The sequence below is a fragment of the Methanoregula sp. genome, from assembly GCF_023227875.1.
Lineage (GTDB): Archaea > Halobacteriota > Methanomicrobia > Methanomicrobiales > Methanospirillaceae > Methanoregula.
Map to the genome: position 1 here is coordinate 50448 of NZ_JALOCH010000013.1, position 25417 is coordinate 75864.

The window sequence follows — 25417 nt, forward strand, 5'->3', positions numbered from 1 at the left end:
GCAGGTTCCATTATTACATACAACAAATCCGGAAAACATATGCCTGACAGCGCATCACCCGTATCGGCATCGGACGTATCGGTTCACACGCTCTACAAAGATGGCAGCGCCCGGCGGATCGCCCTGATCACCGGCCTCTCGCTCCTCGTCATTGCAACCGCGGTCCTGTCAGCCGGTATCGGCACGGTCTCCATCACCCCACAGGACACCATCCTTGCCATCGGGCATTCCTCTGCGGTTACCCTGCAGGACTTCCTGCACGCGTACCTCCCTCCCATTGCCGCGTGGTACGATGCCATCCCGTTCACCATCCCCACCCCCACAAACCCGCAGGCCGAACTGATCGTTGTCGGGTTCCGGCTGCCCCGGATCTTCCTTGCAATCCTCACCGGCATCAGTCTTGCGGTTGCCGGGACGGTCATGCAGGGGCTGCTGCGCAATCCGCTGGTCAGCCCGTTCACGCTCGGGCTCTCGTCCGCCGCATCCTTTGGGGCTGCACTGGCGATCGTGCTCGGGCCCGGCATCCTCGTCTCGTACTTCCTGCTGAGCTACGACATGTGGATCGTGGTTTTTTCATTCCTCTTCGGCTGGCTTTCGATGATCCTGGTCTACTGGATCTCACGGTCGCGGGGCACAACGCAGTCGACCCTGATCCTTGCCGGGGTCGTGATTGGCTATCTCTTCACGGCCGGCGTGATGGCGCTCAAGTACACCACCAACAACGAGAAACTCCGCGAACTGATGGTCTGGCTGATGGGAGGGATGTGGGGGGCGAGCTGGAACGCCGTCCTCCTTCTCATCCCGCTGGTCATTATCTGTTTCTTTCTTCTCGAACGGAAGGCATGGGACCTAAATGCCCTCTCTGCGGGAGATGACGTGGCAAAGAACCTCGGGATCAATGTCGAGCGCCTGCGTCTCTCCGGCCTGATGGTCTCGACCTTTGCCGCGTCCTGCTGCCTTGCGTTTACCGGCATTATCGGCTTTGTCGGCCTCATGGGCCCGCACATCTGCCGGATGATTATTGGCAGCGATCACCGCTATCTTATCCCGTGTGCCGGCCTGATGGGTGCGGCAATCCTGCTGCTCTCGGATACGGTTGCCCGTACCATCATGAGCCCGGTGGAGATCCCAGTAGGCATCATCATGTACGCTATCGGAGGTATCTTCTTTCTCTTCATGATCATGCGGGGGAAAGGAAGGGGACTGTATTAGGAGGTATGACCGGATGGAGATCTCGATTGAGAATGTCTGTAAGGATTATGGGGAGAGACGGGTACTGGATACTATCTCGTTCTCTTTTGGAAAATCCGAGATTGTCGCCCTTGTCGGCCCCAACGGTTCCGGCAAGTCCACGCTCATCAAAACCCTTGCAGGGGTCCACAAACAGACCTCGGGGAGCATCAGCATCGACGGGACGGACATCCGGAAGATCGATCCCATCGAGCTTGCCAGGTGTGTCGGGTACGTCCCCCAGCATTTCACCTACACCCTCTACTCCACGGTCTTCGAGACGGTCCTCCTTGGCAGGAGACAGCACATAAGGTGGTCGGTTTCGGATGAGGAACTCTCCCGGGTGCAGCACTCGCTCGATGTGCTGGAGATGGGGCAGATGGCCGGCAGTTACATGGATCAGCTCTCCGGAGGGGAGCGGCAGAAAGTGTTTATTGCACGGGCCCTGGCTCAGGACCCGAAACTCTTCCTCTTCGACGAGCCGACCAGCGCACTCGATATCCGGTACCAGATCGAGGTGATGGAGACCATGCGGGAGATCACGTGGGAACGCGGGGCCGGCATGATCATTGCCGTCCACGACCTCAACCTTGCCTACCGCTATGCCGACACGGTTGTCGTGCTTCACGGGGGAAAGATGGCAGGCTACGGGAAACCCCAGGAGGTCCTTACACCGACATGCATCAACAAGGTTTACGGAGTCGAGTCGTTCATCGTGGAGAACGAGTTCGGGAAATTCATCGTGCCGTTCCGGGCAAAGGCCGTAATCTAACCACGGGATACTATCAAAAACATGTGCCGGAATGATGATCAGATATCCCTCCTGTCAGCCTTTACTTTTTTTCAGAGAGAGAATGAACCCATTGATATGGTCTTGCTCATCTCCTTGTCCACAACGAGCCAAGTGATCCTGGTATTATTTCTCAGGATGACACTGCCGAATTTCATGCCGTTAGGATCGTATAAACCTTCGATAAAAAAAAGTATCGCCGGCCTGGATCGTGGCATCGGCGTTATCGGCGCTGCTCCCCACTTCCGTGAAGTTTCTTACCAGACTGCTGCTATAGGAGACGTCATTGATGGATAGCGAGGTTTTGTCATCATGCTCCCGTAAAATCACGTTTAAGGAACTGAGCATGAACCCGGAACGTGCTCTCAATGCGTCCAGCGTAAATCTCAGTATCACTGCACCATCAGGACGGTTCAAGAACGCTGTATGGAATTCCCTGAATGCAACGGTTAATAAAACCCTCACCCGCTGCAATAAAAATGTAAAAAGGCCCGGTGACATAGAACCCGACAAGCGGGAGATCCAGCTGACTTTCAATCCCAACCTGACCCTGATCCGTGAAACGACAGAGATTACGATTGGTGCGTACTAACAATCGTAACCTGCGACTCACGCGGGGCATGCGGGAGACCATCACTTCGGATGATCATGAGAGAATAATGTCGTACTCTTCATAGCACTCCCGATACTGCCAGAAGGTTCCATAGGACAGACCTGCCGCTCTCAAATAATAAATTCTTACCAAGTACAATTTTTACTCTCAAAGTTTCAAAACATTAAAACATCTTAAAAATGATATTCTCCTGACAGAGGTTACCATGACCATGGACGACGATCTCTCCCGTATTGGCATCTCATTGCCGAAAAACCTGCTCGACAAGTTTGATGAAATCCTGAACTATCGTGGCTATTCCTCCCGTTCTGAAGGTATACGAGATGCGATCCGCACGTACATCTCGTATTACAAATGGATGTCGGATGTCAAAGGGGAGCGGGAGGGGGTCATCACGATGGTGTACGACCATGAGCAGCGGAATCTTCTTTCTGATATTATGGATATCGAGCACAATTATCATGAAGTCATCAAGGCATCGCTCCACTCCCATATCACCCATGAGCGGTGCCTGGAAGTTATCCTCGTTCACGGGGACGGCTCACAACTTAAGACCCTTGCCGAGAAACTGATGGCCCACAAGGGTATCGAGTCCGTGAAACTCACGACCATCGCTATTGAGGATTAGGTATTATATACCAATATCAGTAAAATCGGGTTTATTACACGAATCCAATACCCATTTCTCAGAAGATTTTTACGATCCCGGATTATCATGCAACAGGCCGGGTTGTCCAATCGTTCCCTGTCGACGACTGAATTGGGGAAACAGTTCTTCCACACTCATCGGTTCCCACGTTGGGGATTCATAAAAAAATGGTCCGGAAGACCCGCCCCATCCGGCTTACTTACTTTTTCTTCAGCGTGAGGTTGACCTCATTGACCATATTGGGCTGGACCATGAATCCTTCATAGGTTGCCTTGGTCTGGTTCTGGACCACCTTGATCGTATATTCCCCAGCAGTCATGTACTGGAATACGTACGGTGTTTTCTTCCCGGTATCCTTGCCATTGATGTAGATCTTGCCTCCCGAAGGCGTGCTTGCGATGGAAAGCATGCCGTTCAGGTAGGGGTCGAGGACAAAGCGGCGAACCAGGTCCACACCGGTAATATGGACGGTGCTTTCAAGGGGATAATATCCCGGCTTCGAGACCCTGATGAGATGGTCCATATCCGACAGGTTCCTGACGAGATAAGGGGTGGTAAGACCCGTGGAAAACCCGTCCACATAGATGTCTGCCCCGGGGGGATCGGATTCCACCCACACGTTGTTGAGAGTATATCTTCGGGGTTCTATCACGTTTTCGCTGGAATTGTCCGCGAAGATCGTGTAGGTGATATAGGAATCGTTTGCATGGAGCGTGACATAATTCTGCGATGATTGTACCGGGATGCTCTCTGCCATATGGTACTGGTGCGAATTCCCGTTTATCGTGAATACGGAACTGTTGAATGCTGTTGAATTGATCACAGGTCGTGCAAGGACAGGGTTCTCATACGAAGTGATAGAGACCGGGGTGATGATCCCGTTAGCAACCCAGACTTCCTTCTTCTCGATGGGGAACTTGATCTTCTCCTGGTTTGCGGACGCCGTGGTACTGAGTTTTACCTGTACGGTATGTTTGCCTTCCTTGAGGCCGTAAATAATTCCCGGGGTGGTAAAGCCGGTCTTCTTCCCGTCAACATAAATGATGGCCTGGTCGGGGCTAGACGTTACATATACACCCCCGTATTTTTCCTGATCCAGGAATTCTTTTTCGGTGTCTGCAACCTTTTCCAACGATAACACGGAAGTTCCCCGTGTTGCCAGATCAAATGTTATCGTCTGGTTTGTGGTAAGAAAAATCCGTTCCTCTACGGGGTCAAAACCCGGCATATCAACGGACAGGGTATGGTTCCCGGCCGTAAGACCCGTGACGGTATCCGGTGTTGCCTTGCCGCGGTACTGGTAATCCACCGAGACGAGCGCCCCGGGGGGGTTGGAGAGGACGCGGACCGCGTACGTCTTGCCGGACTGGTTGAGGACTTCCTCAATCGGACCGGTTGCCAGCAGGGCCGTGTTTGTCTGGTTCACGGTACTGGTGGGATCGGAAGTATCCTCCTCAACATCGGCTTCACCCCCTCTGACCGTGGAACTGCTATTGACGGCAAATCCCCCTTCAATGGCTTTTTTCACCACGAGAATGAGGTTCCGGTTTTCCATGTAATCGCCTTTGGTCTCCCGGCCAATGCTCCCGATACCTGCGCTGTTACCGGAACGCAGGACATCCGTGCTCACGTTCAGCCGCGCAATGCTGATGCCGGAGGATCCGCCACTCAGCGGGTTCTGCCACTCACGGCCATTGAACATGACCCGGTTGTCATTCCCGGATGCAGCAGTGCTGATGGCGTACAGTTCTCCCTGAGATATCGAGGTCATATTGAGCGCGCCGGGGAAGGTGATACGTGTAACGGCATTTTCCGTATCAACGTTGAACTCGGGGTTTGCATAGACAGCGTCGGAACCTTCCCCGATCCAGTACTCGATATCCTGGCCATCCGGGTCCTCGGACACGACAAGGAGCGTGACACCGTACACAGCAAACTTGTCCGGCGTTTCCCCGGTATTGGTAATGGTAAACGACAGGTCTGGGTTCCCGGTCACGATCCCGTCAGGAAGGTAACAATGCGTCTCGACCGGGTAATCGTAGGTCCCGCTCCCTTTCCGGTCGGAATACGTCTGGTCCTTTGTCAGCTGTTCGCCATTCATGTCCACCGTGAGGGATGCAGGGGTCCCGGCGAGGGTATCGGCATTGTAACTCCATGTCGTATAGACATACAGCCGGGCTTCCTTTACCGATGCATTCGGGGTCAGGTTGAGCGTGAGCGGGTAGGTGGCGCTCATACCCTTGCCAAGCAGCCCGGAATATCCCCCGGAGTCCCTGAGGTCAAGGCTGCCGTGCGCGGATCCGTGCGTATGCATTGAGAGGGATTTCCCGGAATACCCCACCGCTTCCGTTGAATTGTCGTTCAGGACTGATGTGTTGCCCCCGGCTGCCTCAAGGATGAGATCGACGGACTCTGTCTGGTCCTCCTCAAGGCTGACGGTTGCAGTTGCGTTACTGAAACCGGGTTTTACGAGGTCGATTGTGTGATCGCCGATAATTACTCCCTCCAGGAGGGAGTCTGACTGGGCCGACATGTTTTTCCCGTCAAGGTATATCCACGCACCGTCGGGATCGGATGTGATGTCAATGGACCCGTTGATCTGGGGGATGGTGATGTTCACTATCGTGGTCTCCTTGTTCCTGACGTTGACGGTTACCGGATCAGGTTCACGGTATTTATCATTGTCCACGAGGATTACCTGCACGGTATGCTCCCCGATACTGATGCCGGGGAAGGTCTGGTTGGTTGTCTTGCCGGTCTCTTCGTCATCAAGCAGGATCTGTGCCCCCGCGGGGTTGGAGGTTATCTCCAGCGTACCTTCCGGCCGTTCCCTGAATGCAACGGTGAGGAGTGCGAGGGGCAGTTTGAAATATCCGCCTGCCCGTTCGTACTTCAGCGTGCTGTCATCTTCCAGATCGATCGAATCGGTGACCTCCCAGTCCACTGTGCCAAAATACTCTCCCTGAGGAGCACCGTTCCCGATAAGTTCGTCGCCATTGAAGGTGTAGGTCCCGTCCACGCTTGCCATGTACAGCGAGGAGAGGGTGGCCGTAAATTCCCGGTCTTCGCTTGCAACGATCTGGGACGTACCGAATTCGGTTTCCCCGGTATAGCCGTTATCGTTCAATGCGCTCATGGGGTCGTGGCCTTCGTTGACCCAGTAATAGATTTTGTCCCCATCGTCATCATTGTAGGCAACGACCAGCGCGATAAACTTGATCCTGTCGTCGAACGAGGGGTCGACTTTCTCGGTCTTGACACTGACACCTACCGTATTGCCGGATAACTGGTTCTTGATATCGTACGCGAAGACATAATCGCTGGTCACCCGGTTGCCATGCGCCAGGTATACCGGGCCGGTCCCGCCGTTCCCGGGGTAAGAGTACGGGACATTCAGTTCTTCGTTGGCAAGGAGAAAATCCCCTGTCCCGTCCCCGTTGGTGTCGAGGCTTATGGTCGCCTTCCCCTCGTAGTTGTTCTGCATGTGGCCGCAATATACCCCAACATACAGCCGTGCCCATTCGATCGTCGTATGCGGGGGCAGGGAGAAGGACTTGTATGCTGAGCTGTGGGGGAATCCCGGGTAGGAATCGTACCAGAGACCTCCCGAGACAACACCGGAACTTACGGTCCGGAGCGGGATGCCGCCCATGTATTCGTTTGCGCTGGCGATCGGGAAGAGTACAAGACTCGTAGCAAGTACGAGTGCTGCGGCAATGCAGATGCTGCGGCCAACGGGTTTTTTCATTGAGAGAAACCTGCCCGCCGCCATGAGGGGAATACATGTACTTCGCACTATTGACAGGATTGTTGTAATGCAGGAACCGTGGCGAGAGGCGATCATAACGGACAGTTATTTATTTGCTATTATTAAAAATTTTATTGAGTTTCATTATAATTCGTATGAATTTTTTTAAAAATATTCTTACCTTGGCCGGACCTGTTCGCAGTCCCCCGTTAAGAACCATCGTTGTGCCTTTGGGAAATTATCCGGGTTGCGGATAGAATACGGGAGTCATATTGGTCCCCGCCACAAACCGGCCGGCATACTCATCCTGAATTGCCGATGGCTGGATATCGCGATACCCCTCCGGGTTGAGAATTCCTGCAAGGTAGGCAAGCCCGACAACCGAGCGGGGCCCATACATGACACTGCCCAACATCACGTACACCTTGTTGTTCCTGACTGCACGGGTGTCTGAAATACCCGTCCGGGCGACAAGTTTGTCCCGGATCTCCCGGAGCTCCGTCTCGTTCTTTCCCGCTGCAGCAACTTTCACGATCACATCCGGGTCCTGGGCCGCAACCCATTCTGCATTGACCTTGGGTGAAGAGACCGGGAGCATGCCGGCGATATTACTGCCTCCGGCCATGGTGACCAGCAGGTCGCCCCCGCTTCCCATGGTCAGGGCAGAATAATCGGAGTATGATTCAATGTATACGCGGTTGGTTTCACCGGAGGTCCGGTCCACTGTGCGGGACTGCACGAGTGACTCATACTGTTCAAGGAACGAGATATACGCCTCTGCCCCATCCTCCCTGCCGGTCAGGTTCCCCAGCCGACGGGCATCGGACGCAAGCGTATCGATCTTGTAACAGTCAATGAGGAGGAGGGGGATGCCGGCCGATGTGATCTGATCGGTATTCTTGGGTGTATAACTCGAATAGCTGATCACCGCATCGGGGTGGAGCGAGAGGATCGTCTCAATATTGGGGGTCTGCCATGAGCCGATACTCTCTTTTCCGGCAAAGCGTGGGCCGAGTACAGGATGGTTCTTTACCGTATCAGATATGCCGACAACCTGGTCCCCTGCCCCGATGGCCAGGAGGAGTTCCGCTGCATCGGCATTGGTGACGATGATGCGCTGCAGGGGGGTGCCGGGCGTTTGCGGGGTAACCGTAGTTGTGACCGGCAGGGTGGCAGACAATGCCGGGGTTATGGGCGAGGACAGGGAGGGGGGGGGTGCTGTTGCCGGTGTGGCTGATGCTTCCCTGCCGGACACGCATCCGGATACTGCACATGCAGCAATTATCAGGAGTATGAGGAGACACGCGGACAGGGCACCGGTTTGATGCGATAATTCTGATGGGGTATTTTTTTTCTTCATAATAACTCAGTCCTTTTCATGAGGGGGCGGATTCACGTTTTCGGAGAGCGCGTGCCCCGTGCATTCACGGGCATCACGTATGCCGGATCGCCTCCACCGGATTCAGCCGTGCTGCCTGCAGGGCCGGGTAGATGCCGGATACCAGTGAAAGGATGACGGCAACGAGAAATCCTGATAGCAGGATCTCCGGAGTGACCAGCGCAAGGTCATAGCGGGCGAATGCAGAGAAGAGCTCCCCGGTCTGGGAGATCAGGTACGCCTTTCCCGCGGTATTGATCACGTAGGAGAAAAGTATCCCAAGCAGATCTCCGAGCACCCCGCCTATCATGCCGATATACAGGCACTCGATCAGGATCAGGGTGACCACATCGCGCTGCGAGGCCCCGAGTGCCATGCTCACCCCGATTTCGCGCGTCCGTTCGTACACCGACATGACCATCGTATTGACGATCATGAGGGCCCCGACAACGAGCGAGATCGCCGCAAAGATCGAGAGGAAGAGGATGACAAGATCCATGAAACGGTTGACGGTCTCGATCTGGCGGAATGCGCCGTTTGCGGTAAGACCGAGAGACTGGATCCCGCCTGCCACCGTGAGGACATTCTCCGGGTTGTCAACGCGTACATACACCGCGTTGTAGGGAACTGATTCATTGGACAGGGCGTGGATGGTATCCCGGTCCATGATGAGCAGGGAATCGAGCTGATCCTCCCTTTCGCGGAGCGTGCCGCCGGACCGGATTGCCAGTTTCCGGTCGGACGGGGCGCCATTCGGCGCATAGTCCCGGATGATGGCCGTGAAGAGATCGCCCTGCCGGATGCCTTCGTATTTCTGCAGTTTTTCGGCAAGTTCGTGCCCGATGACGACTTGGTTAGAACCGGCCGGATACAGGTCCCCTGCAGAAAATACCGGCGTGAACAGGACCCGCAGGTCCTCCGCGCTGATTCCCAGTACGTCGATATACGTCTGGTGCAGCGTGGAGAACGAGACCCGGTACACCGGCCCTGCGGCTTCAACATGGGGTATCTCCCTGATCAGGGAGACCTTGGATTCCGTGATGGGAATGACCGTCTCGTCCCTGACGGACCCGGTGACTTCGATAAGCGTGAGGTCCGACTGCTCTTTTATAGTCTCGATGGCCTGGTGGCGGATCCCCTCCCCGAACGAGACCATTCCCACTACGGCGGCAATGCCAATCGCTATCCCGAATGCGGTCAGGAACACACGCATCCGTTTTTTCAATACCTGGCGTGCAGAGAGCCGGGCAAAATCGGCCAGTTTTTTCATGTGCCGGTCACCTTCCCGTCAATGAGCCGGAACGACCGGTCCGCGTACTCCCCGAACTCCCGTTCGTGGGTGACCATGAAGAACGTGGTCTTCCGCACCCTGCTGATTTCCTGCATCAGGCTGAAGATATCAGCACTTGTTTTCTGGTCCAGGTTGCCGGTGGGTTCGTCGGCAAAAATGATGGGGGGGTTGCTGACGAGCGCCCGGGCGATTGCCACCCGCTGCTGTTCGCCGCCCGAGAGCTCGGCCGGGTGGTGGTGTTTCCGGTCGCCAAGGCCGAGGCTCGTGAGCAGTTCCCCGGCAGTGTGTGCCCGTATCTTCGGCTCATGGTAATTGAAGAGCATCGGGTACTCGACATTCTCCTGTGCCGTGAGATGTGGCAGGAGGTTGAACTGCTGGAAGACAAACCCGATCTTCTGCCGCCGTATCGATACGAGCTGTGACGGGTCCCTGAAGTTCACGGGTACGCCGTCAAGGACAAGCGAGCCTGATGTGGGAGTGTCGAGACAGCCGAGGATGTTCAGGAGGGTGCTCTTGCCGGACCCGCTCCTCCCGATCAGGGTGACGAACTCTCCTTTTTCAATGGTAAAACTTGCTTCGGCAAGGGCAGGGACCCCGCCCCGGTATACTTTGCTCAACCGGTCCACTTCAATGGTAGCAGGCATGAGTCCACCTCACCGGAATACAATATGCAGTACAACGTTCGTCAGGAGCAGGTAATCCCCCCGGTCCTGGACGGCCACGGTATTCGATCGCGGTGCCATGTACGCGGTGACGTCCCGCGTCTCGATACCGATCTGCTGCTGCTGGTCGGAGTCAAAGACATCCACCCACTCCTTTCCGTTCGCGTAGGGAAAGACGAGCCCGAGGATCACCGAAAGAAATTTCGGAAGATCGGAGTCCTGCTGGTGATTGAAGTACAGGGCATTTTTCCGGATAACATCCGAGCGCGTATATCCCCCGGAAGGTGCAACGAGTTCGAGGGTTGCAGACTTCATCCTGGCGGTGTCGATCTCCCGGTTGAAATCCACGCTGCTCGTTGCCATCTCCGGGGTGATGCCATAGCTGTAGTAGAGCATGTCGCAGCCTTCCTTTACAAGAATAAGGCCTTCCGGCTCCGAAGCGCTGCTGTACACGGCAAGGAGGCCGATCCCCTGGATCACGAACGTGCTGTTGCTCTCTGCAGTATTGGCAACCCCGAAGGTGACCGTACTGGTCCCGGGGGGGAGTGGGGCCCCGGAGAAGGCATCCACCCCGGAATAGAAATCACTCGGGCTTGAGAACCCCTTGTTGTCGGTATACCGTACAACCGGTTCGGCACTGGTCCCGTAAGCGGGACTGCTGATGGCGGCGATGGAGGGGTACACGGACTGCTCGTCCCTGCGGCTCCATGCCCAGTAGACATAATACCGCTGGTACTGGACGACCGCATCGTCCGGGAGGGTGACGGTAAATTCTACCGGGTACTGGTCGCCGGGTAGAAGCGTACCGCTGTACGTACTGTTGCCGGTCGAGAACGCGTACCCGCACTTCCCTTCGCAGGTATATGCATCAAAGAGCGGCTTGTCGCCGGCATAGGTTGCAAGGACCGGGACGGCAAGGAGTGCAGCGCAGAGCAGGGCCATCACCGTCCTAGCCCGGGAAATCATAGCGGCCCTGCGCAATGTTATTGTTCCGGTTGCTGTCCTTTATGATCCCTGCTTCGTCTGCAACGACCTTCAGTTCATGGGTGCCCGGGGCGATGAAGACCGGGATCGCGATATCCGCCGTTGCATGTGCCGCGAGGCCCGCCTCGATCTGCTTATCGGCGATCTTCTCGCCGTCGAGATAGACGCTCACGGTGAAAGCCGGGGCATGGCTTCCCCCGTTGTTGGTGATCGTGAGGGGGAGGGTGTACTCAAGAGTGACCGTGTCTGCCCCGGCCGACACGATGATGCCGGGCACGACCAGCAGGACTGCAAGGAGAAGCATTGCTGCCGGAATGGTTGACGGGGGCCTCTTCCTGCTGAACCGCATGAGGAGGAGCACGCCGACGGCCCCGCATACCGTGAGGACCGACAGCGGGGACTTTGTGACGGTTACAGCAGCCTCCCCTTTGTGCACGGGAGATCCGATGCTTACGGAGAGATCGGGGGGGGTCCCGACCGTCAGCGGGAGCGAGGCCGCGTTGTTATCGGTCTTGGAATCTGCCGGCGCTGCCACACTGGCGGAAACGGTATGGCTTCCCGCTTCCGCAACCCAGGGTACCTGCACGACGGTGATGCCACTCGCCGGGATCGTTGCCTGGGTCGTATTCATGGTTTTACCGTCAATCGCAAACGTGACCGGTACGGGTCCTGCCGGCTGATTCCCGTAACTCCGGATCTCTGCAACAAGGACCGCATTTTCTCCCGCAAAGGCGTTCTCTGCACGGATGCTTTCCGTTGCAAGGTCTGTCACCGGACTGCTGCCGGGTCTTGTGACGGTAAGGATCGCCATGACAGGGTGTATGTAATCCTCTCCCTCCGGGGCATCACCGGTGGTTACAATGGACCCGTCACCGTCAAGGTCGAAACCCCGGATGAAGCGTGCGGTGCTGGTCTCCTTCACAAGAGATGTGACTTCGAAGACTTCCATGTCGGCATACCGCGAGGGAATCCCGGTACCCCCACCGGCATCGAATGATATCTCGTCGCCGATGTCCGTGACATTCCTGCCGGACATGTTCCGGATCGGCACCCCGAGGTACTGCCCGTTGAACTGCACGTAATCCGGCTGGCCTTTTCCCCCGGCAAGGAGGAGGACCGAGAGGTTGGCCCGGGTCACACCGGTTAATCCTGCACTGGTGAAGGTGACGTTCGTATCCTCGTGCTTTGTCGGGTTGGTCCCGGCCCAGCCTTCGCCATGGAGGTTCTCGTTGCCTTCCGCTATCCAGTACTGTGTCTGTTCCCCGGATTCCGGATCATCCACTACGGCAGCAACAAGGATCGCGTATACCCTGCCGTCCAGTTTGTTGCCGGGATCGGTCTTGCTTGTATTGACCGTGATGAGGTTGTCACCCCGTGTGAGAAGATCCGTCGGGTCGTATGCGATCCAGTAGATGCCGTGACCCGATTCATAGAGATCGCGGTTCTGGTCCCGGTCGCCGTTGAGGAGATACCTCGCTTTCTTTTTATTATTGATGGTGATGTCCGCCCAGCCGGTATATTTTTCCGTGCCCCCCCAGATGCCGGTGTAGACCCGGGCATACCGGGGCACGGACGGGAGGGTGAACTTGAGTTCGTACGGTGGTTTGTCGAGGCCGTATTCCCCGAACATGAGGACGTCGCCGGTTACGGTCCCCTGTGCGGTTACAGTGAGAGGAATGCCTTCGAAATCGTAGAGAGCTGATACCGGGTACATCACGATACCCAGTGCCAACAAGGACAGGAGAAGAGAGACAGACGTTAATCGTACCATGTATACCATCCCGGAAAAGATTCAGATTCAATATACCTGCTATAATAATTCAGATAAAGATTGTTATTTTGTTGTGATAAGTGATATTATTTTAATTTTCGTAATACCGGTACTTCAGGATCAGGATTCTTCTGCTCCCGTGGCCAAAGAAAGTACTGCATCCTTGCGCTCCCCTGCCACCTGCCGGTCAGTATAATCGTAATGGGAGATTTTTTCGATGATTACATAGAACATGTCCCTGTGCCGGTGATTATACCGGAAGGCCAGTTCCTGTACAAAATCAGGGATCTGTGCGCGTTCCAGATACCGGTGACGGGACCAGAGGGTCTGGGCAAAACGCCAGAATACCGTAAGCGGCGGCCAGGTTCCCCGGTTTTTTGGTGTGAGGATGACGGTTTCCTGGTTGCAGCGATCCGGATAATAGGCAATGAGGCCATGATACTGCTTCTCGCAGGCATCGATGAAGAGGACGGTACTGCGGATCGACCACGGAATCTCCATCTGGATGATTATATCCGGGAAGGGTGTCTCATATCGCTCGATCTCAATAACCTCGGCATGAATGCGGATACCGAAGACGACCGGATCCAATCGCGATGCAGTAGGGTGCTGCAGAATGTTTCCAGCAATTGAAAGACCAGGTCCCGGTACGGCCGGCCCATCAATGATCGCAAGGCGGATCCGCCGGTAGATCCTGTTCACCATCGCACGCTCCATGTGCAGCTGCGCGACCGCTTCATCCGGGGGAATGTCATCGGCAAACATCCTGATTATGCGGATGAACTGCAGGTAGGTGATTTGCGTGTTCTCAATAATACTTCCCCTTCGGAGACCCCAGGTAAAGCCACAGTCGCTGCACCTGCTCCGGCCCCGGCTTACGGATACCACCCGGGTACTGCCGCACAGGGTGCAGGGCTGAACGGCCCGGAGGATTCCGGCACCTATCAGGAACTTCTTTGCAGCGGATTCATTGCGTATCAGGTTCTCATTGATGACACTCATTTTATCATCCCGTTCCAAGGATTTGATTTATTAATAATAAATTATCAGTAATTTTTTCCATTACGTAATACTTTTTTAAAAAAAGTATTACATTCTATTTATAAATTTTGAAACTGCCCGGGCCCGTGAACTGTGATATCCCCGGTTACCAAGATTGCACGCAACCTCTCCAAAGGGTTCACCGTAGTGCGGGAATGTGCCGGGGATTAAACGCCCTGCGCTGATGAGCGTTTTATTCAATTCCAATAAGGAGTGTCACACAATATGGTTCAATTAATAATACGGAATCAATTTGGATATTCACTGTGTTAACAACCTGCTATGAAAATAATACTATACTATTAATAATGTGCAAAAACGGGTTGTGAATAATTATGTACAGTATTTACAGAGATTATCATGCACTCTGAATTTACACATTACTTATTAGTGCAATTTTCAAAAGGCGCACCGATCCCAGGCATCAGAAACGCCCGGCAATTGCAGGTAACCGGGGCTCAATTATCCAGGGGCGCATACCGCGTATGAAAAATCTACGGCTCATGAAACCGGGGCCGCCATCGGTATTGCAGGGAATAATTCCGGTAACCGGATCACGTGCAATCGCCCCCCAGCCCGATCGGGCTTTTGACTTGGGCCGCACGGATCCCTGCGGCCGGCACCGGGATTTCAGGATCTATATTCCGGAATCAGGATTCGCTACCCCCACAGCCATGGGGGGAATATCGTAGCCGGCGGCAGATTTCATTTCATTCTCATCTGGCTGCTGCTTTGCGATTACGATGCTGGCGATGCCGGTTCGTTGGCAGGGATTTGTTAGGGTCCGTTGATCATATCCGAAGCAACCGGAGATAATCTTCCCGTGTCATCCCAACGGTTTTCATATTATTAAGAATTATTGTGACCGGGACTTCATCGTAACGGGGTATCACAACTGCCCGTTTGGCAGCCGGGTGATGGTAGATCAGATGATCGCCGCTCTGGCGGACGAATGTGCATCCCGATTTTTCAAATATCCTGACTTGAGTTTTCCAGTCAGTGGGGGATATTTTTTTTCATCGGGCATCACAGGGAAATGTATCAGAAAAATGAACCGGAACGGATCCTCATTTCCAGCAGGAGGTTTTTATGGGCACTACAATACGGGAATCGGGATCCGGATCTCTTCGAAACATACGATTTTTTTGCCGGTCTTTATGACATCGCCATCCCGGATATACCCGGATTCGCTGAGCAGATCGTCAAGTGTCCCCAGTTTTGCGATCTCTTCCAGCTGGATCGTGATGACTTCCGCTAAATTCTTACGCGCTTCCTCTTGCGTGTGACCGCAGCTGGCGATATCGAGTTCCGGGCAGTATGAAGTATACATGCCTCCCTCCTTCCAGATTTCAGCAGTAGTGATGAGATCCCGCATACGTTTTCCGCCCCTATCCACTTGTATATCCGTACCTGTTAATGAGGTATGTGGTGACCGTTTTTGTGTAACGAATCTTTCAATGAAATGAGGTTGCGGAAAAAAACCGCAGGATTCATTGATGGAGTTTTAAGTCGTCATGTCTGTGCCGTGCTCTTCCGCACTGACGGCAAACGCGATCAGAATCCGGGAACGCTTCTTTCCTGATAATATCTACAATTCCTTGACCGGTTTTCCCCAATCACTATTTCCTTGCCTGGCACACACGTTCCCGTGTCGCCAGCAGGGGACGCGATCCTGCGCGCTTTCCGGCTCTTCCAGGTATTGTTTTCGGAGGGGCACGGATGCGCTCGCCCAGATAAAATCTGTGCGAAAAAAAAACGGCATACCTTTTACAGGGATCCTTGCAGCCGGGATATCCCGACGATGTAAGATCAGTTCTTTTTCAGAATGCCATCCCTGAATTTTTCAAGGGGCATAGTATCCGGTTTGAAAAATCCGGCATTTTCCAGGACTGCGGGAACCCGGTACCTGATCAGGTTCTTGTCGGAGGTCAGGAAATAATCAGAAGCATATGCCATCGCATATGCCAGATGAGTACGATCCGTGGGTTCCCGGATCATCCTGCTGTCGATCTCCACTTCCCCCATCTGGTAACATAGGATTCTTACATAGTCATTCGGGAAATGAATCGCGACATTCCAGTCATCAAGTGCCTGATTCAGGTACGTGATATAATCTATCGCATTCGAATGTTCATGCATCTGGGCAAGTGCCTCGCCAAGAACCGAGATGGACGTCCTGATCTGGTAATCCATGTTCAATGCATGTTCCAGAATGGTCGCGGTCTGGGGGGATTCGATACCCTGAAAGAATATTGTAGTATCAAGAAAAAGAGAAGCTTTCATGGGGTGATAGCTTTGAGCCGCTTCATTGTTTCGCGGTATTCCGCCTCATCAATCGCAGATGAGATCTTTCCCCGGGTAACCGCACCGCCATAGGGGAGCATCCCTCTCTGGTAGGGTTTCCCGATTACCTCTTCCGGTTTGAATTTTTTCGCTGGCATTTTTGAGAACTCCTGTACTATCGGATTGGTATGGTGAATCTGATAATGGTTGTGTTGGATTCACTCAATAGAGGCTATCTCCCCTTTTAGGAGGACATCGGCAAAATAGTAAATGTGGATATTGGTATCAAAGAGGTACCGTTTCACGTCCGTTCCCATTCCTGCCGCAGGCACATTAGTTCACGCTCGAAATCCAGTTCAAGATTGCGATAAATTCCGGAAGACTTTTAGGATATGGAGTTATAACAGGGGGCCTCCTGTACCCGGGCAATGAAAAATGATGATATCGCTTCAAAATTGAAAAAAACTAAACGATTATACGCGATTCTCTTTTATAAGGCGCTCCATTATCCCGCTGCCAACCGTATTGAAATCCTTCCAAACGCCAGTCCTTCCGTTCTTTGATAGTATCCCCGCTTCCCTTGCGTATAACTCTGGATGAACCGGACCTTGAGTCTGCACGGCCGAACGCCTCGCTATTCCGTACTGATCCTATCGTACACTATTCGTGCCGATTCCACGACGATTCCGGCAGACTCTGCATTATAGATGCAACCATAATCGGCACCTTCCCTGAGATCCATGGCAAAGGAAAAATGATCCAGTACATCCGGCCCGAGTTCCCCCTCATCGACCAGCAGTGCCTCGACTGCATGCCTGAGGCACCGGTGGCTCTTTTCGCGGTAACCTTTCGCAAATATCCGGGATCTCAACGAGTGGAAGAGTGAATAATATCCCTGAATGATTGCCCACTTCACCTGGTTTTGGCCAAGCGAATGTTCAGCCGCCACGAGATCCGCCGCTGCTTCCTCGCGTTCTTTTTCTACCAGCGCGGGATCGACCGGGATTTTTACGATCTTTCCCCGTTCGAGACATTCCTCAAACCGGTACCTCACAGCATCTCACCTGCAAGAAGTTTTCCTGTGCGTATCCTTTCGAAGAACGGGCGGTCGCGGGTCCGGAGCTGCTGTGCCTCATCTGGGGATACGAGAACCGGAGAGATTTTCCGGGAAATGGTGTCACCACACCGTGAGATGAGGTCGGATACTTCCGGCCGGTTGGCAGTTTCGATATAGAGATCGATATCGCTGTCGGCGGTATCTTCTCCGGTAGCGCAACTCCCGAACAGGATCATCCGTATAACGAGTCCCTTTCCGGCAGCGATGAGGGGGGAAAGTTCTATCAGGGTTGCAAGGATCTTTGATTCCCGTACGACCGGATGGGCGATATCTGCCCGGAACAGGAGCGTTCTCCCTTTCCGTTCGCTTGTTACGAGACCGTATTCTTCCAGTACCCGGAGATACCCGCTCGCAGCACCGGTACTCAACGGAAGGATCCTGGCGATCTCGCGAACATAATACGAGTTGCGGTAATTCCGGCCAAGAAACGTGAGAATTACAAAAGAAGGGGTTTCCAAGATGTTCATTTTTTTGAACATATGTTCATTATTATGAACGATATTATTTAGCAGTTATGATGCATCCTTAGGGAGAACGCTCCGGTAAGGCACCAGATGAGATTATTCATTTCGATACACTATGTGATCATCACCGGTTCCACCCGGCGCGGAAAACCCGCGAGCCGGGCATAGTGCCGGTACCTGTTGGTGTTGTATAATGTACATTCTATGGTGCATTGCAGAAGGGTATACTGTACTTCCTATTCATCTGAAAAAATCCCGCGCTGATGATAGTACAATGCGGTATATCACTGGAAGATACCACGGATTGTATACAAATTTACCTATTGCATAAGACGATCCATATACTGCACCGCCCATACCGTTCTCCCCGGCCAAGTATTACCAAAAAAAAAATCGTAAAATCAAATGCTACAAATTTTTAAAAACGTATTAATAGATCTTACGCAAATGAGATCGTGTTCGCAACCGGTTCAGCTGATGATTATGCACGCATATCCGTTGCCGGTCCCGCGAGCAAGGAGAATCTCTCAATGCAAACAACAAGAACAGAATCAAGACTCGGCAGGTTTTCATACCTGCTCAAGGGCGGAGCAAAGCCGCGCAGGAACCACATATTCATCATCGCGCTGGCACTTATGGTGCTCCTGTCGTTCGCCGGCGTGGTGTCGGCGGACAACTACTGGCTGGGCACACCGCCGGTAACAGGACCACACGGCACGGTGAATGGCGACGTCGATGTCAAGTTTGCCGACACGTGGAAGACTGACAACCCGGCTACTAACGACAACACAACAGCGACATTTACCGGTCTCACTACCTCAAATGTCCAGTTCGCACGGCTGTATGTTATGGTGTACACCGGGAACATGACGGAGAACTGGACCGGAACGGAGACTATTACCCTGGTCCCAAGCGGGGGTGCCCCCGTAGTCCTTGCAAACGCGCAACCACTGGATCTCGATTACGCCAGGGAGGTTGGGGCGTATTTCAACACGTCAGTCACAGCACCCTTCATTACAACGGGTACTGGATTAGGCCGTGTAACAAGTGACTATATCTCAGTCTTCGATGTGAAGGACTACATCACCGCCTCGGACATGACGGTGTATATCAACACGACCCCGGCCGACGGATTCCCAAGGTTTGACGGCCGCGTCAAGGAAGCCCGCCTTGTGTACGGCTGGGATGTGGATTCCGGTTCAACCGGTTGTACGGAGTACTGGATCAATGAAGGCCACGATCCGGTGACCAAGAACCTTGAAGACCCGTACACCGCGAACTTAACTACGTTCGGTAGTGTGTCCCATGCAACCAACTACACCGCAACGTTGTATGTGGATTATTCGGCAACATACTTGGGGAACGGCACCTACACATGGAACGGTGTTGACATCTCGAAGGGGACGTCATATGCACCCACGATTACCCCTGGGTATTACGCAGGAACCAATAAGTGGACCTGGAATGATCTCAGCAGCGGCCCCGGCCTCGCGAGCGGCAACAATGTTCTCACGTACTACAGGACAAACAGCTGGTACAAGATCCCGTTAGCGGTCCTGACGGTCAAGAACACCGGGAACATCTACGACTTCTCGGGGAACTATGCCGGGACGCCGGTTGGATACAAACAAGAGATCTATATCCGACCACCTAACTCAGTCTCTGATCCTGTGTATAGTGTCACGAATTCCAACCTCGCGTATAACGATAATGTCTATGAGACCGGATCTGCAGCAGATATGACATATTACGCTGCCCAGAGATTCAACTTCACAATCTCTGAAGACCGCAGCAATGTTGTGAGTCTCACAGCAACATGGATCGGCAAAGGTTACAGGACAAGTAGTGGGAATGGTGCTTATCTCTACGTTTATAACTGGACCAGCGGCAGTTACGAACAACTCGCTACTACACCGAGTGGAAGCAAGGTAACTCTCACCGGATCCAAGACATCGGGACTGACTAACTATATCAGCACAGACAACAAGGTCATCTTAGTTGCAGAGGGGAAGTATGCCTCAACAATGAGTGACACAGCTCACCTTGACACCGATTATGTCAAACTGGTGGTGGTCGATCCATAAGATCAACTATAAATTTCACCTTTTTTCAATCGCATTCGATATCTCCCATCCCGGCTTCGTCATCCCTAAGATCTTTGTATTTACAAGACACTGAAAAGATATTAAGTATTATTAACCTTAAAAATTGTATTACTAATTAGCATAAATCTAAAAAATGTATTAATAATAACCCCATACAAACAATATGTGTATGGATATCATAACATTCTTAAAAATAAATTATCTCTACACCCATGTTTTATACTCTGATTTTGCCGGTAGTCTACATAGTCACCCCATATTACACCAAGTATAATCGTTGTATTTTTAATGGAGGGTTAAAATGTCAAGAACCGATCGGATATTGTGGTATTCCAATACCTGTCAGAAATTCCTCCTGCCCAGGATACTGCTTTGTGCACTCATTGCCATTTCGATTTTGGCAGCACCGGTTGCTGCAATGGAAAATGCTCCAGAATCGGCTTCCGTAACATTGATGAATGTACAGGTGCCGTTCATCCAGAACAACGGCCAGCAACCGGACACCGTGAAGTTCTATGCCGAAACATTCTACGGTACGGCATACGTCACTGACAACGATATCACCCACGCGCTTGCGGTCACGAAGGACAACAAGACAATCGACGTTGCGCTGAAAGAGCAGTTCGTCACTGCTGATGGCACCGCGATCCCCCTAATATCGCAGGGAAGGGATCCTGCCGAGACCAAGGTCTCCTATTTCATCGGAAATAACTCAAGCAGATGGCAGACCGGCCTCCCAACCTATAACAGTATCTCACTCGGAGAGTTGTATCCCAACATCACCGTTAGCGTGCAGGCGCATGGCAATAATGTAGAAAAATTTTTCGCGGTTGCACCTGGCGGATCACCGGAGAATATCCGCGTGAAGGTGCTGGGGGCAAAGAGTATCGCTGTTGCGAACGACGGTCGCCTCTACATTGCAACAGGTGATGGCGATGTAACCATGGCCGTACCGAAAGCGTTTCAGGATGACGAGTGCGTGACGGTGGTGTATCGCATTCTAGATAACGACACTTACGGGTTTGCAGTGGGGGAGTATGTCCCGAGCAGGACATTGGTGATCGATCCCGCACTCACTTATTCAACCTATCTCGGAGGGGGGTTGGATGATTTTGGATATGGCATTACTCACGATGTTGAGGGTAATGTATATATCACAGGTAGGACAACAAGCTCGGATTTTCCGACAACAGCGGGGGTTTACAAGACAACCTTGGACAGTACTGAGGAGGGGGTTCAGGATGCCTTTGTAAGCAAACTCAATCCATCCGGAACAGCCCTTCTTTACTCTACGTATCTTGGGGGAGTATCCTATATGACAACGACAGCGGGGATTGCAACCGACACGTCAGGCAATGTGTATATCGCAGGATACACAATAAGTCCGGATTTCCCAGTGACGGACGGAGCATACCAGACTGCCATAAGCGGCAACCCCGATGACTGCTTCCCTGATGTATTCGTGAGCAAACTTAATCCGGCCGGATCGGCCCTTCTTTATTCCACTTACTTGGGTGGTTCCAACGATGATGAAGCTACCGGAATTACTATAGATAGTGCAGGAAATGTTTTTGTCACAGGGTTTGTAACAAGCGAGGATTTCCCCACTACGGCTAGGGCATACCAGACTACGAAAACGGGTAGTTTCGATGCCTTTGTGAGTGAACTTAATCCGGCCGGGGGGGGATCGAGCGATCTGGTCTATTCCACCTATCTTGGCGGAGCAGGTGGGTATACGTATACCACGGGAATCACGCTGGATAATGCGGGGGATATTTATATTTCAGGTTCGACACAAAGCGCATCGTTTCCCACGACATCGGGGGCATACCAAACTACGAAAATCGCATCACAGACCTCCGCATTTGTCAGTAAGATAAATCCGTCCGGGAGTGATGATGACGATCTTGTCTATTCCACATATCTAGGGTACGGGGCCACAAATTCTGCCAATGGAATCGCACTTGACAGCAATAGCCTGGTGTATATCACCGGTTCAACAAGTTCATTTCCGGTTACATCGGGGGCATACCAAACGTCACCTGGAGGGGGCGGGGACGCCTTTGTCAGTAAACTCAACCTGGCCGGAAACGGGGCAGATGATCTTGTGTACTCCACCTATCTCGGGGGTAGCGAGTCTGAAAACGGAAAAGGAATTGAAGTAGATAATTCGGGGAATGTATTCATTACAGGATACGCCAGCAGCTCAGATTTTCCCACCACTAGTGATGCATACCAACCGGAGTGGGGGGGCGGCTCAAATGCGTTTGTCAGTAAGATCAACTTGGCCGGAAGCGGGACAAATGACCTTGCCTACTCCACCTACCTCGGAAATAATGATGAAGATTATAGCGGGAATGGAATTACAGCAGATACTGCAGGGAATGTATTTATTACAGGATTTGCCGGTTCGGGTTTTCCCACCACCGCGGGAGCATACCAACCGACATTTCATGGAGATCCATACACATATGATGCCTTCGCCACTAAATTCTCCTTCCCTTCAGAACACACACTGACCTCGATCACCGTTTCTCCCGCAACAGCATCCCTCATAACCGGGCAATCCCGGCAGTTTACAGCGAGTGCAACAGATCAGGACGGCTCCCCCATGTCCGGCATCCTCTTCACCTGGTCCTGCGACAACGAGACCGTTGGCACCGTGGATGCCACCGGCCTCTTCACCGCAACCGGTGTCGGCGCTGCAAACATCAGCGCCGTCAACGGAACCGTTACCGGGACCGCGAAGGTCACGGTAACGCCCCCGGCCCCGGACCTTTCCGCGGTATCGATGAGCACGGGTACTCCCGTGGTCAACCATGCCGGGACCGTAAGCGTCAGGGTCCTGAATACCGGTGGTGCAGCAGCAGGGAAATTCAATGTCACGCTCCGTGCCGGCAGCACGGAAGTGAACAGGACAGCCGTATCATCGCTCGGGGCCGCGGAGTCCGCAGATGTCAGCCTCACCTGGACGCCTTCAGCAAGTGGCTCCGTGACCCTTACCGCCGAAGTGGACCCGGAGAATAGCATCGGCGATGCCGATACGACAAACAATACCGTTTCGAAGACCGTGAGCGTGCAGCCGGAGGTGACCAGCGGGCCGGATCTCACCGTCACCCGCGAATACCACCGGAACTGGGCGCCATACCCGGACCTGTTCGCCCACTATACTGGGGTCGGGAATAAAATCGGCGTGATGATCACGAACGCGGGTACCGGGACCGCACCGGCCTTCAATGTCACGTTCCGGGTGGACGGGAACAGCACCAATGTCACGGTCCCGGCCGGTCTTGCCGCAGGATCGTTCACATATGTCAACATCACCGATACAGTGTACCGCAGCCCGGGTGCCACGGTCCCGGTGAATGCCACGGTCGACTCCGCAAACGAGATTCCCGAGATCTCCGAGACCAACAACGAGTACTCGTACACCGCAAACGTGATCTGGAACGGGTACAATGGGAGGCGCTGGGCCGATGGGGGCCCCGATATCGCAACACAATCCGTGTACCCGATACACGGAAATATCATTCACTCAAACGGCGACAGCACGTACAGGTACGTGGCAGACACCTATTCTACCCACTGGACGGCAGCCGACCTGCCCATTCCCAAAGATGCAACCATCGAGTCCGCCCGGCTCTATGCCACCTATACGTGGGACTCCGGGTGGCTGGTCCCGGACCACATCACCATGGCATTCAACGGGAAAACGATCCCTTATGAATTTTTTTACTCGGACAACAAGAACTGGGGCGACATTTACAATTATCCGTTCGGTGTGCTCATTTACGATGTTACCGACCAGTTCAGTGCCAGCGGCAACACGATGGCAATGGACCTGGTCAATCGCCAGTCGGGACAGTTCGTTCCCTTCCGGGGAATGACCCTTGTCGTGGTCTATAACGACCCTGATGAATCGGAGAAACTGATCTTCCTCAACGAAGGCTTCGACATGATCTTCTCATCACCCACGTATTATACAACGGATGAGACCGCAACAGCCTACGCACCATTCACCGGTGCCGAGATCAACCTGAGCCGGGTGAAGAATGCAACCGTTACCACGATACTGAACCGGGGGGTCTCCGGATACAGCCGTGGCGCCATGCTCTTCAATGGACAGAAATGGCCGGACTACTGGGTCAAGACCACCGATGCGGAGATCGCATCAAACACAACGGTTGTTACGGAATTCTTAAAAGAGACCGGTAATGTCGCAATGTTCCGGAGTCAGGCCGCGAATAACATGGATATGGAAGCTTACCTCGCGATCCTGAATGTCGAATACGACAATCAGCCAACTCCGCCCAGGGCATCATTTACCGCAAACGTCACATCCGGCAATGCAGAGCTCGCGGTAACGTTCCGGGATCGCTCAAGCGGAACCCCGACCAGCTGGGCCTGGGACTTTGGCGACGGTTCAACCTCCACGGAAAAGAACCCGGTCCATACGTACGGAGCCGTAGGAACCTACACGGTCCGGCTTACCGCAACGAACTCGCTTGGGACGAACACCACCGTGAAGAATAACTACATCAACGCAACGCTCGGCGCACCAATCGCTGCATTCAATGCAACCAAAACCGCCGGGGACACCCCCTTCACCGCCCAGTTCACCGACAAGTCGGCACGGCTGCCAACCTCATGGACCTGGGACTTCGGGGACAGTGACACAACCAACGCCACAAAACAGAACCCGGTCCATACATATACGTCCGCAGGGGATTATACCGTGAAACTGACTGCGAGCAATACAGCGGGCAGCAACCTCACGACCAGAACCGGGTATATCAACGTCAATGCAAAGGTGATTGCTGAAAAGGAGTTCAACCTCGCCGGGGTGGACACGGAAGACACCGGAGGAGCGCAGAACGTCTCCATCGACACCTCGCAGGTAGCCGTGAACACCACCGGCTCCGTGGTCACCCTGACAGGAATTGGCAACGGCTGGGCCAGCATGGATCTTGTCATGAACGGCACACCGGAGGTCGGTGCATCAACAATAAACGGTACGATCAAGGAAGTAAAAGCCGTAGGGCAGAACATTACCGTCCCGATCCCGTCAATCGGCTCGCCGAAAGTCCACCTCGAACTGGCGCTCGACGAGATGCCATCCTCAGGAGCCTCCATCACGGAGACCATCACCAAGGACCCAACTGCCGGCACAACTACATCCTTCACCCTTGCCGCCACAACCAGCGGGAAGCAGATCGATGAGATCGCGTATACCGTCAACTTCACAAAGAACGGGGGAATAAAAAATGCCGGTGATGGCGGAATCATCCGGA

The 25417-nt window shown here is 53.4% G+C and carries 19 protein-coding genes; 6 read left to right on the forward strand and 13 right to left on the reverse strand.

The window, feature by feature from the left end; all coding sequences use genetic code 11:
• The first annotated feature begins 39 nt into the window (after positions 1–39).
• From M0R30_RS12375 to nikR, 4 genes are all read left to right on the forward strand, one after another.
• Complete coding sequence (locus tag M0R30_RS12375) at positions 40–1212, forward strand: iron ABC transporter permease (RefSeq protein ID WP_292547347.1); 1173 nt, start codon at positions 40–42, stop codon at positions 1210–1212.
• Between the two features lie 13 nt (positions 1213–1225).
• Entirely contained in the window at positions 1226–2002 is a 777-nt protein-coding gene (locus M0R30_RS12380; protein WP_292547348.1) for an ABC transporter ATP-binding protein, read from the forward strand.
• A 364-nt stretch (positions 2003–2366) separates the two neighbouring features.
• Positions 2367–2612 (forward strand): hypothetical protein, encoded by a 246-nt coding sequence (locus tag M0R30_RS12385; RefSeq protein WP_292547349.1) that lies wholly within the window; start codon positions 2367–2369, stop codon positions 2610–2612.
• 226 nt (positions 2613–2838) lie between these two features.
• Positions 2839–3261, forward strand: a complete 423-nt coding sequence (gene nikR, locus M0R30_RS12390) for a nickel-responsive transcriptional regulator NikR (RefSeq protein ID WP_292547352.1) — start codon at positions 2839–2841, stop codon at positions 3259–3261.
• A gap of 220 nt (positions 3262–3481) precedes the next feature.
• Here the strand turns inward: nikR and M0R30_RS12395 are convergent, their stop codons facing one another.
• The 13 genes from M0R30_RS12395 to M0R30_RS12455 form a co-directional block, all read right to left on the reverse strand.
• The gene (locus tag M0R30_RS12395) at positions 3482–7030 is read right to left on the reverse strand and encodes a DUF3344 domain-containing protein (RefSeq protein WP_292547354.1); all 3549 of its coding nucleotides are present in this window, start codon (positions 7028–7030) and stop codon (positions 3482–3484) included.
• A 238-nt stretch (positions 7031–7268) separates the two neighbouring features.
• The gene (locus M0R30_RS12400; RefSeq protein ID WP_292547356.1) at positions 7269–8390 is read right to left on the reverse strand and encodes an ABC transporter substrate-binding protein; all 1122 of its coding nucleotides are present in this window, start codon (positions 8388–8390) and stop codon (positions 7269–7271) included.
• Between the two features lie 73 nt (positions 8391–8463).
• Complete coding sequence (locus tag M0R30_RS12405) at positions 8464–9678, reverse strand: FtsX-like permease family protein (protein ID WP_292547358.1); 1215 nt, start codon at positions 9676–9678, stop codon at positions 8464–8466.
• A complete protein-coding gene (locus tag M0R30_RS12410; protein ID WP_292547360.1) occupies positions 9675–10343 on the reverse strand; it encodes an ABC transporter ATP-binding protein in 669 nt (222 codons plus the stop codon). The genes M0R30_RS12405 and M0R30_RS12410 overlap by 4 nt, the downstream gene beginning before the upstream one ends.
• A gap of 9 nt (positions 10344–10352) precedes the next feature.
• Positions 10353–11327: a DUF3344 domain-containing protein gene (locus tag M0R30_RS12415; RefSeq protein WP_292547362.1), complete on the reverse strand. Its 975-nt coding sequence runs from the start codon at positions 11325–11327 to the stop codon at positions 10353–10355.
• The gene (locus M0R30_RS12420; protein ID WP_292547364.1) at positions 11311–13116 is read right to left on the reverse strand and encodes a DUF3344 domain-containing protein; all 1806 of its coding nucleotides are present in this window, start codon (positions 13114–13116) and stop codon (positions 11311–11313) included. Before M0R30_RS12420 ends, M0R30_RS12415 begins: the two co-directional genes overlap by 17 nt.
• Before the next feature lie 120 nt (positions 13117–13236).
• On the reverse strand, positions 13237–14118 hold the full coding sequence (locus M0R30_RS12425; RefSeq protein ID WP_292547366.1) for a hypothetical protein: 882 nt from the start codon (positions 14116–14118) through the stop codon (positions 13237–13239).
• Positions 14119–14948: 830 nt separating this feature from the next.
• On the reverse strand, positions 14949–15167 hold the full coding sequence (locus tag M0R30_RS12430; RefSeq protein WP_292547384.1) for a type II toxin-antitoxin system HicA family toxin: 219 nt from the start codon (positions 15165–15167) through the stop codon (positions 14949–14951).
• An 86-nt stretch (positions 15168–15253) separates the two neighbouring features.
• Positions 15254–15532 carry a hypothetical protein gene (locus tag M0R30_RS12435; protein ID WP_292547369.1) on the reverse strand — a complete coding sequence of 93 codons (279 nt, stop codon included), beginning with the start codon at positions 15530–15532 and terminating at the stop codon, positions 15254–15256.
• A 434-nt stretch (positions 15533–15966) separates the two neighbouring features.
• Positions 15967–16440, reverse strand: coding sequence for a PIN domain-containing protein (locus M0R30_RS12440; protein ID WP_292547370.1), 474 nt, complete (start codon positions 16438–16440; stop codon positions 15967–15969).
• A complete protein-coding gene (locus M0R30_RS12445; RefSeq protein WP_292547372.1) occupies positions 16437–16598 on the reverse strand; it encodes a hypothetical protein in 162 nt (53 codons plus the stop codon). The genes M0R30_RS12440 and M0R30_RS12445 overlap by 4 nt, the downstream gene beginning before the upstream one ends.
• A gap of 476 nt (positions 16599–17074) precedes the next feature.
• On the reverse strand, positions 17075–17494 hold the full coding sequence (locus tag M0R30_RS12450) for a HEPN domain-containing protein (RefSeq protein WP_292547374.1): 420 nt from the start codon (positions 17492–17494) through the stop codon (positions 17075–17077).
• Positions 17491–18024, reverse strand: coding sequence for a nucleotidyltransferase domain-containing protein (locus M0R30_RS12455; protein ID WP_292547376.1), 534 nt, complete (start codon positions 18022–18024; stop codon positions 17491–17493). Before M0R30_RS12455 ends, M0R30_RS12450 begins: the two co-directional genes overlap by 4 nt.
• Before the next feature lie 452 nt (positions 18025–18476).
• Here M0R30_RS12455 and M0R30_RS12460 point away from each other — a divergent pair, with 452 nt between their 5' ends.
• Together M0R30_RS12460 and M0R30_RS12465 are read left to right on the forward strand one after the other, a co-directional pair.
• On the forward strand, positions 18477–20105 hold the full coding sequence (locus tag M0R30_RS12460; protein WP_292547378.1) for a DUF3344 domain-containing protein: 1629 nt from the start codon (positions 18477–18479) through the stop codon (positions 20103–20105).
• 439 nt (positions 20106–20544) lie between these two features.
• The coding region (locus M0R30_RS12465) for a DUF3344 domain-containing protein (protein ID WP_292547380.1) at positions 20545–25417 on the forward strand (4873 nt) is incomplete at its 3' end.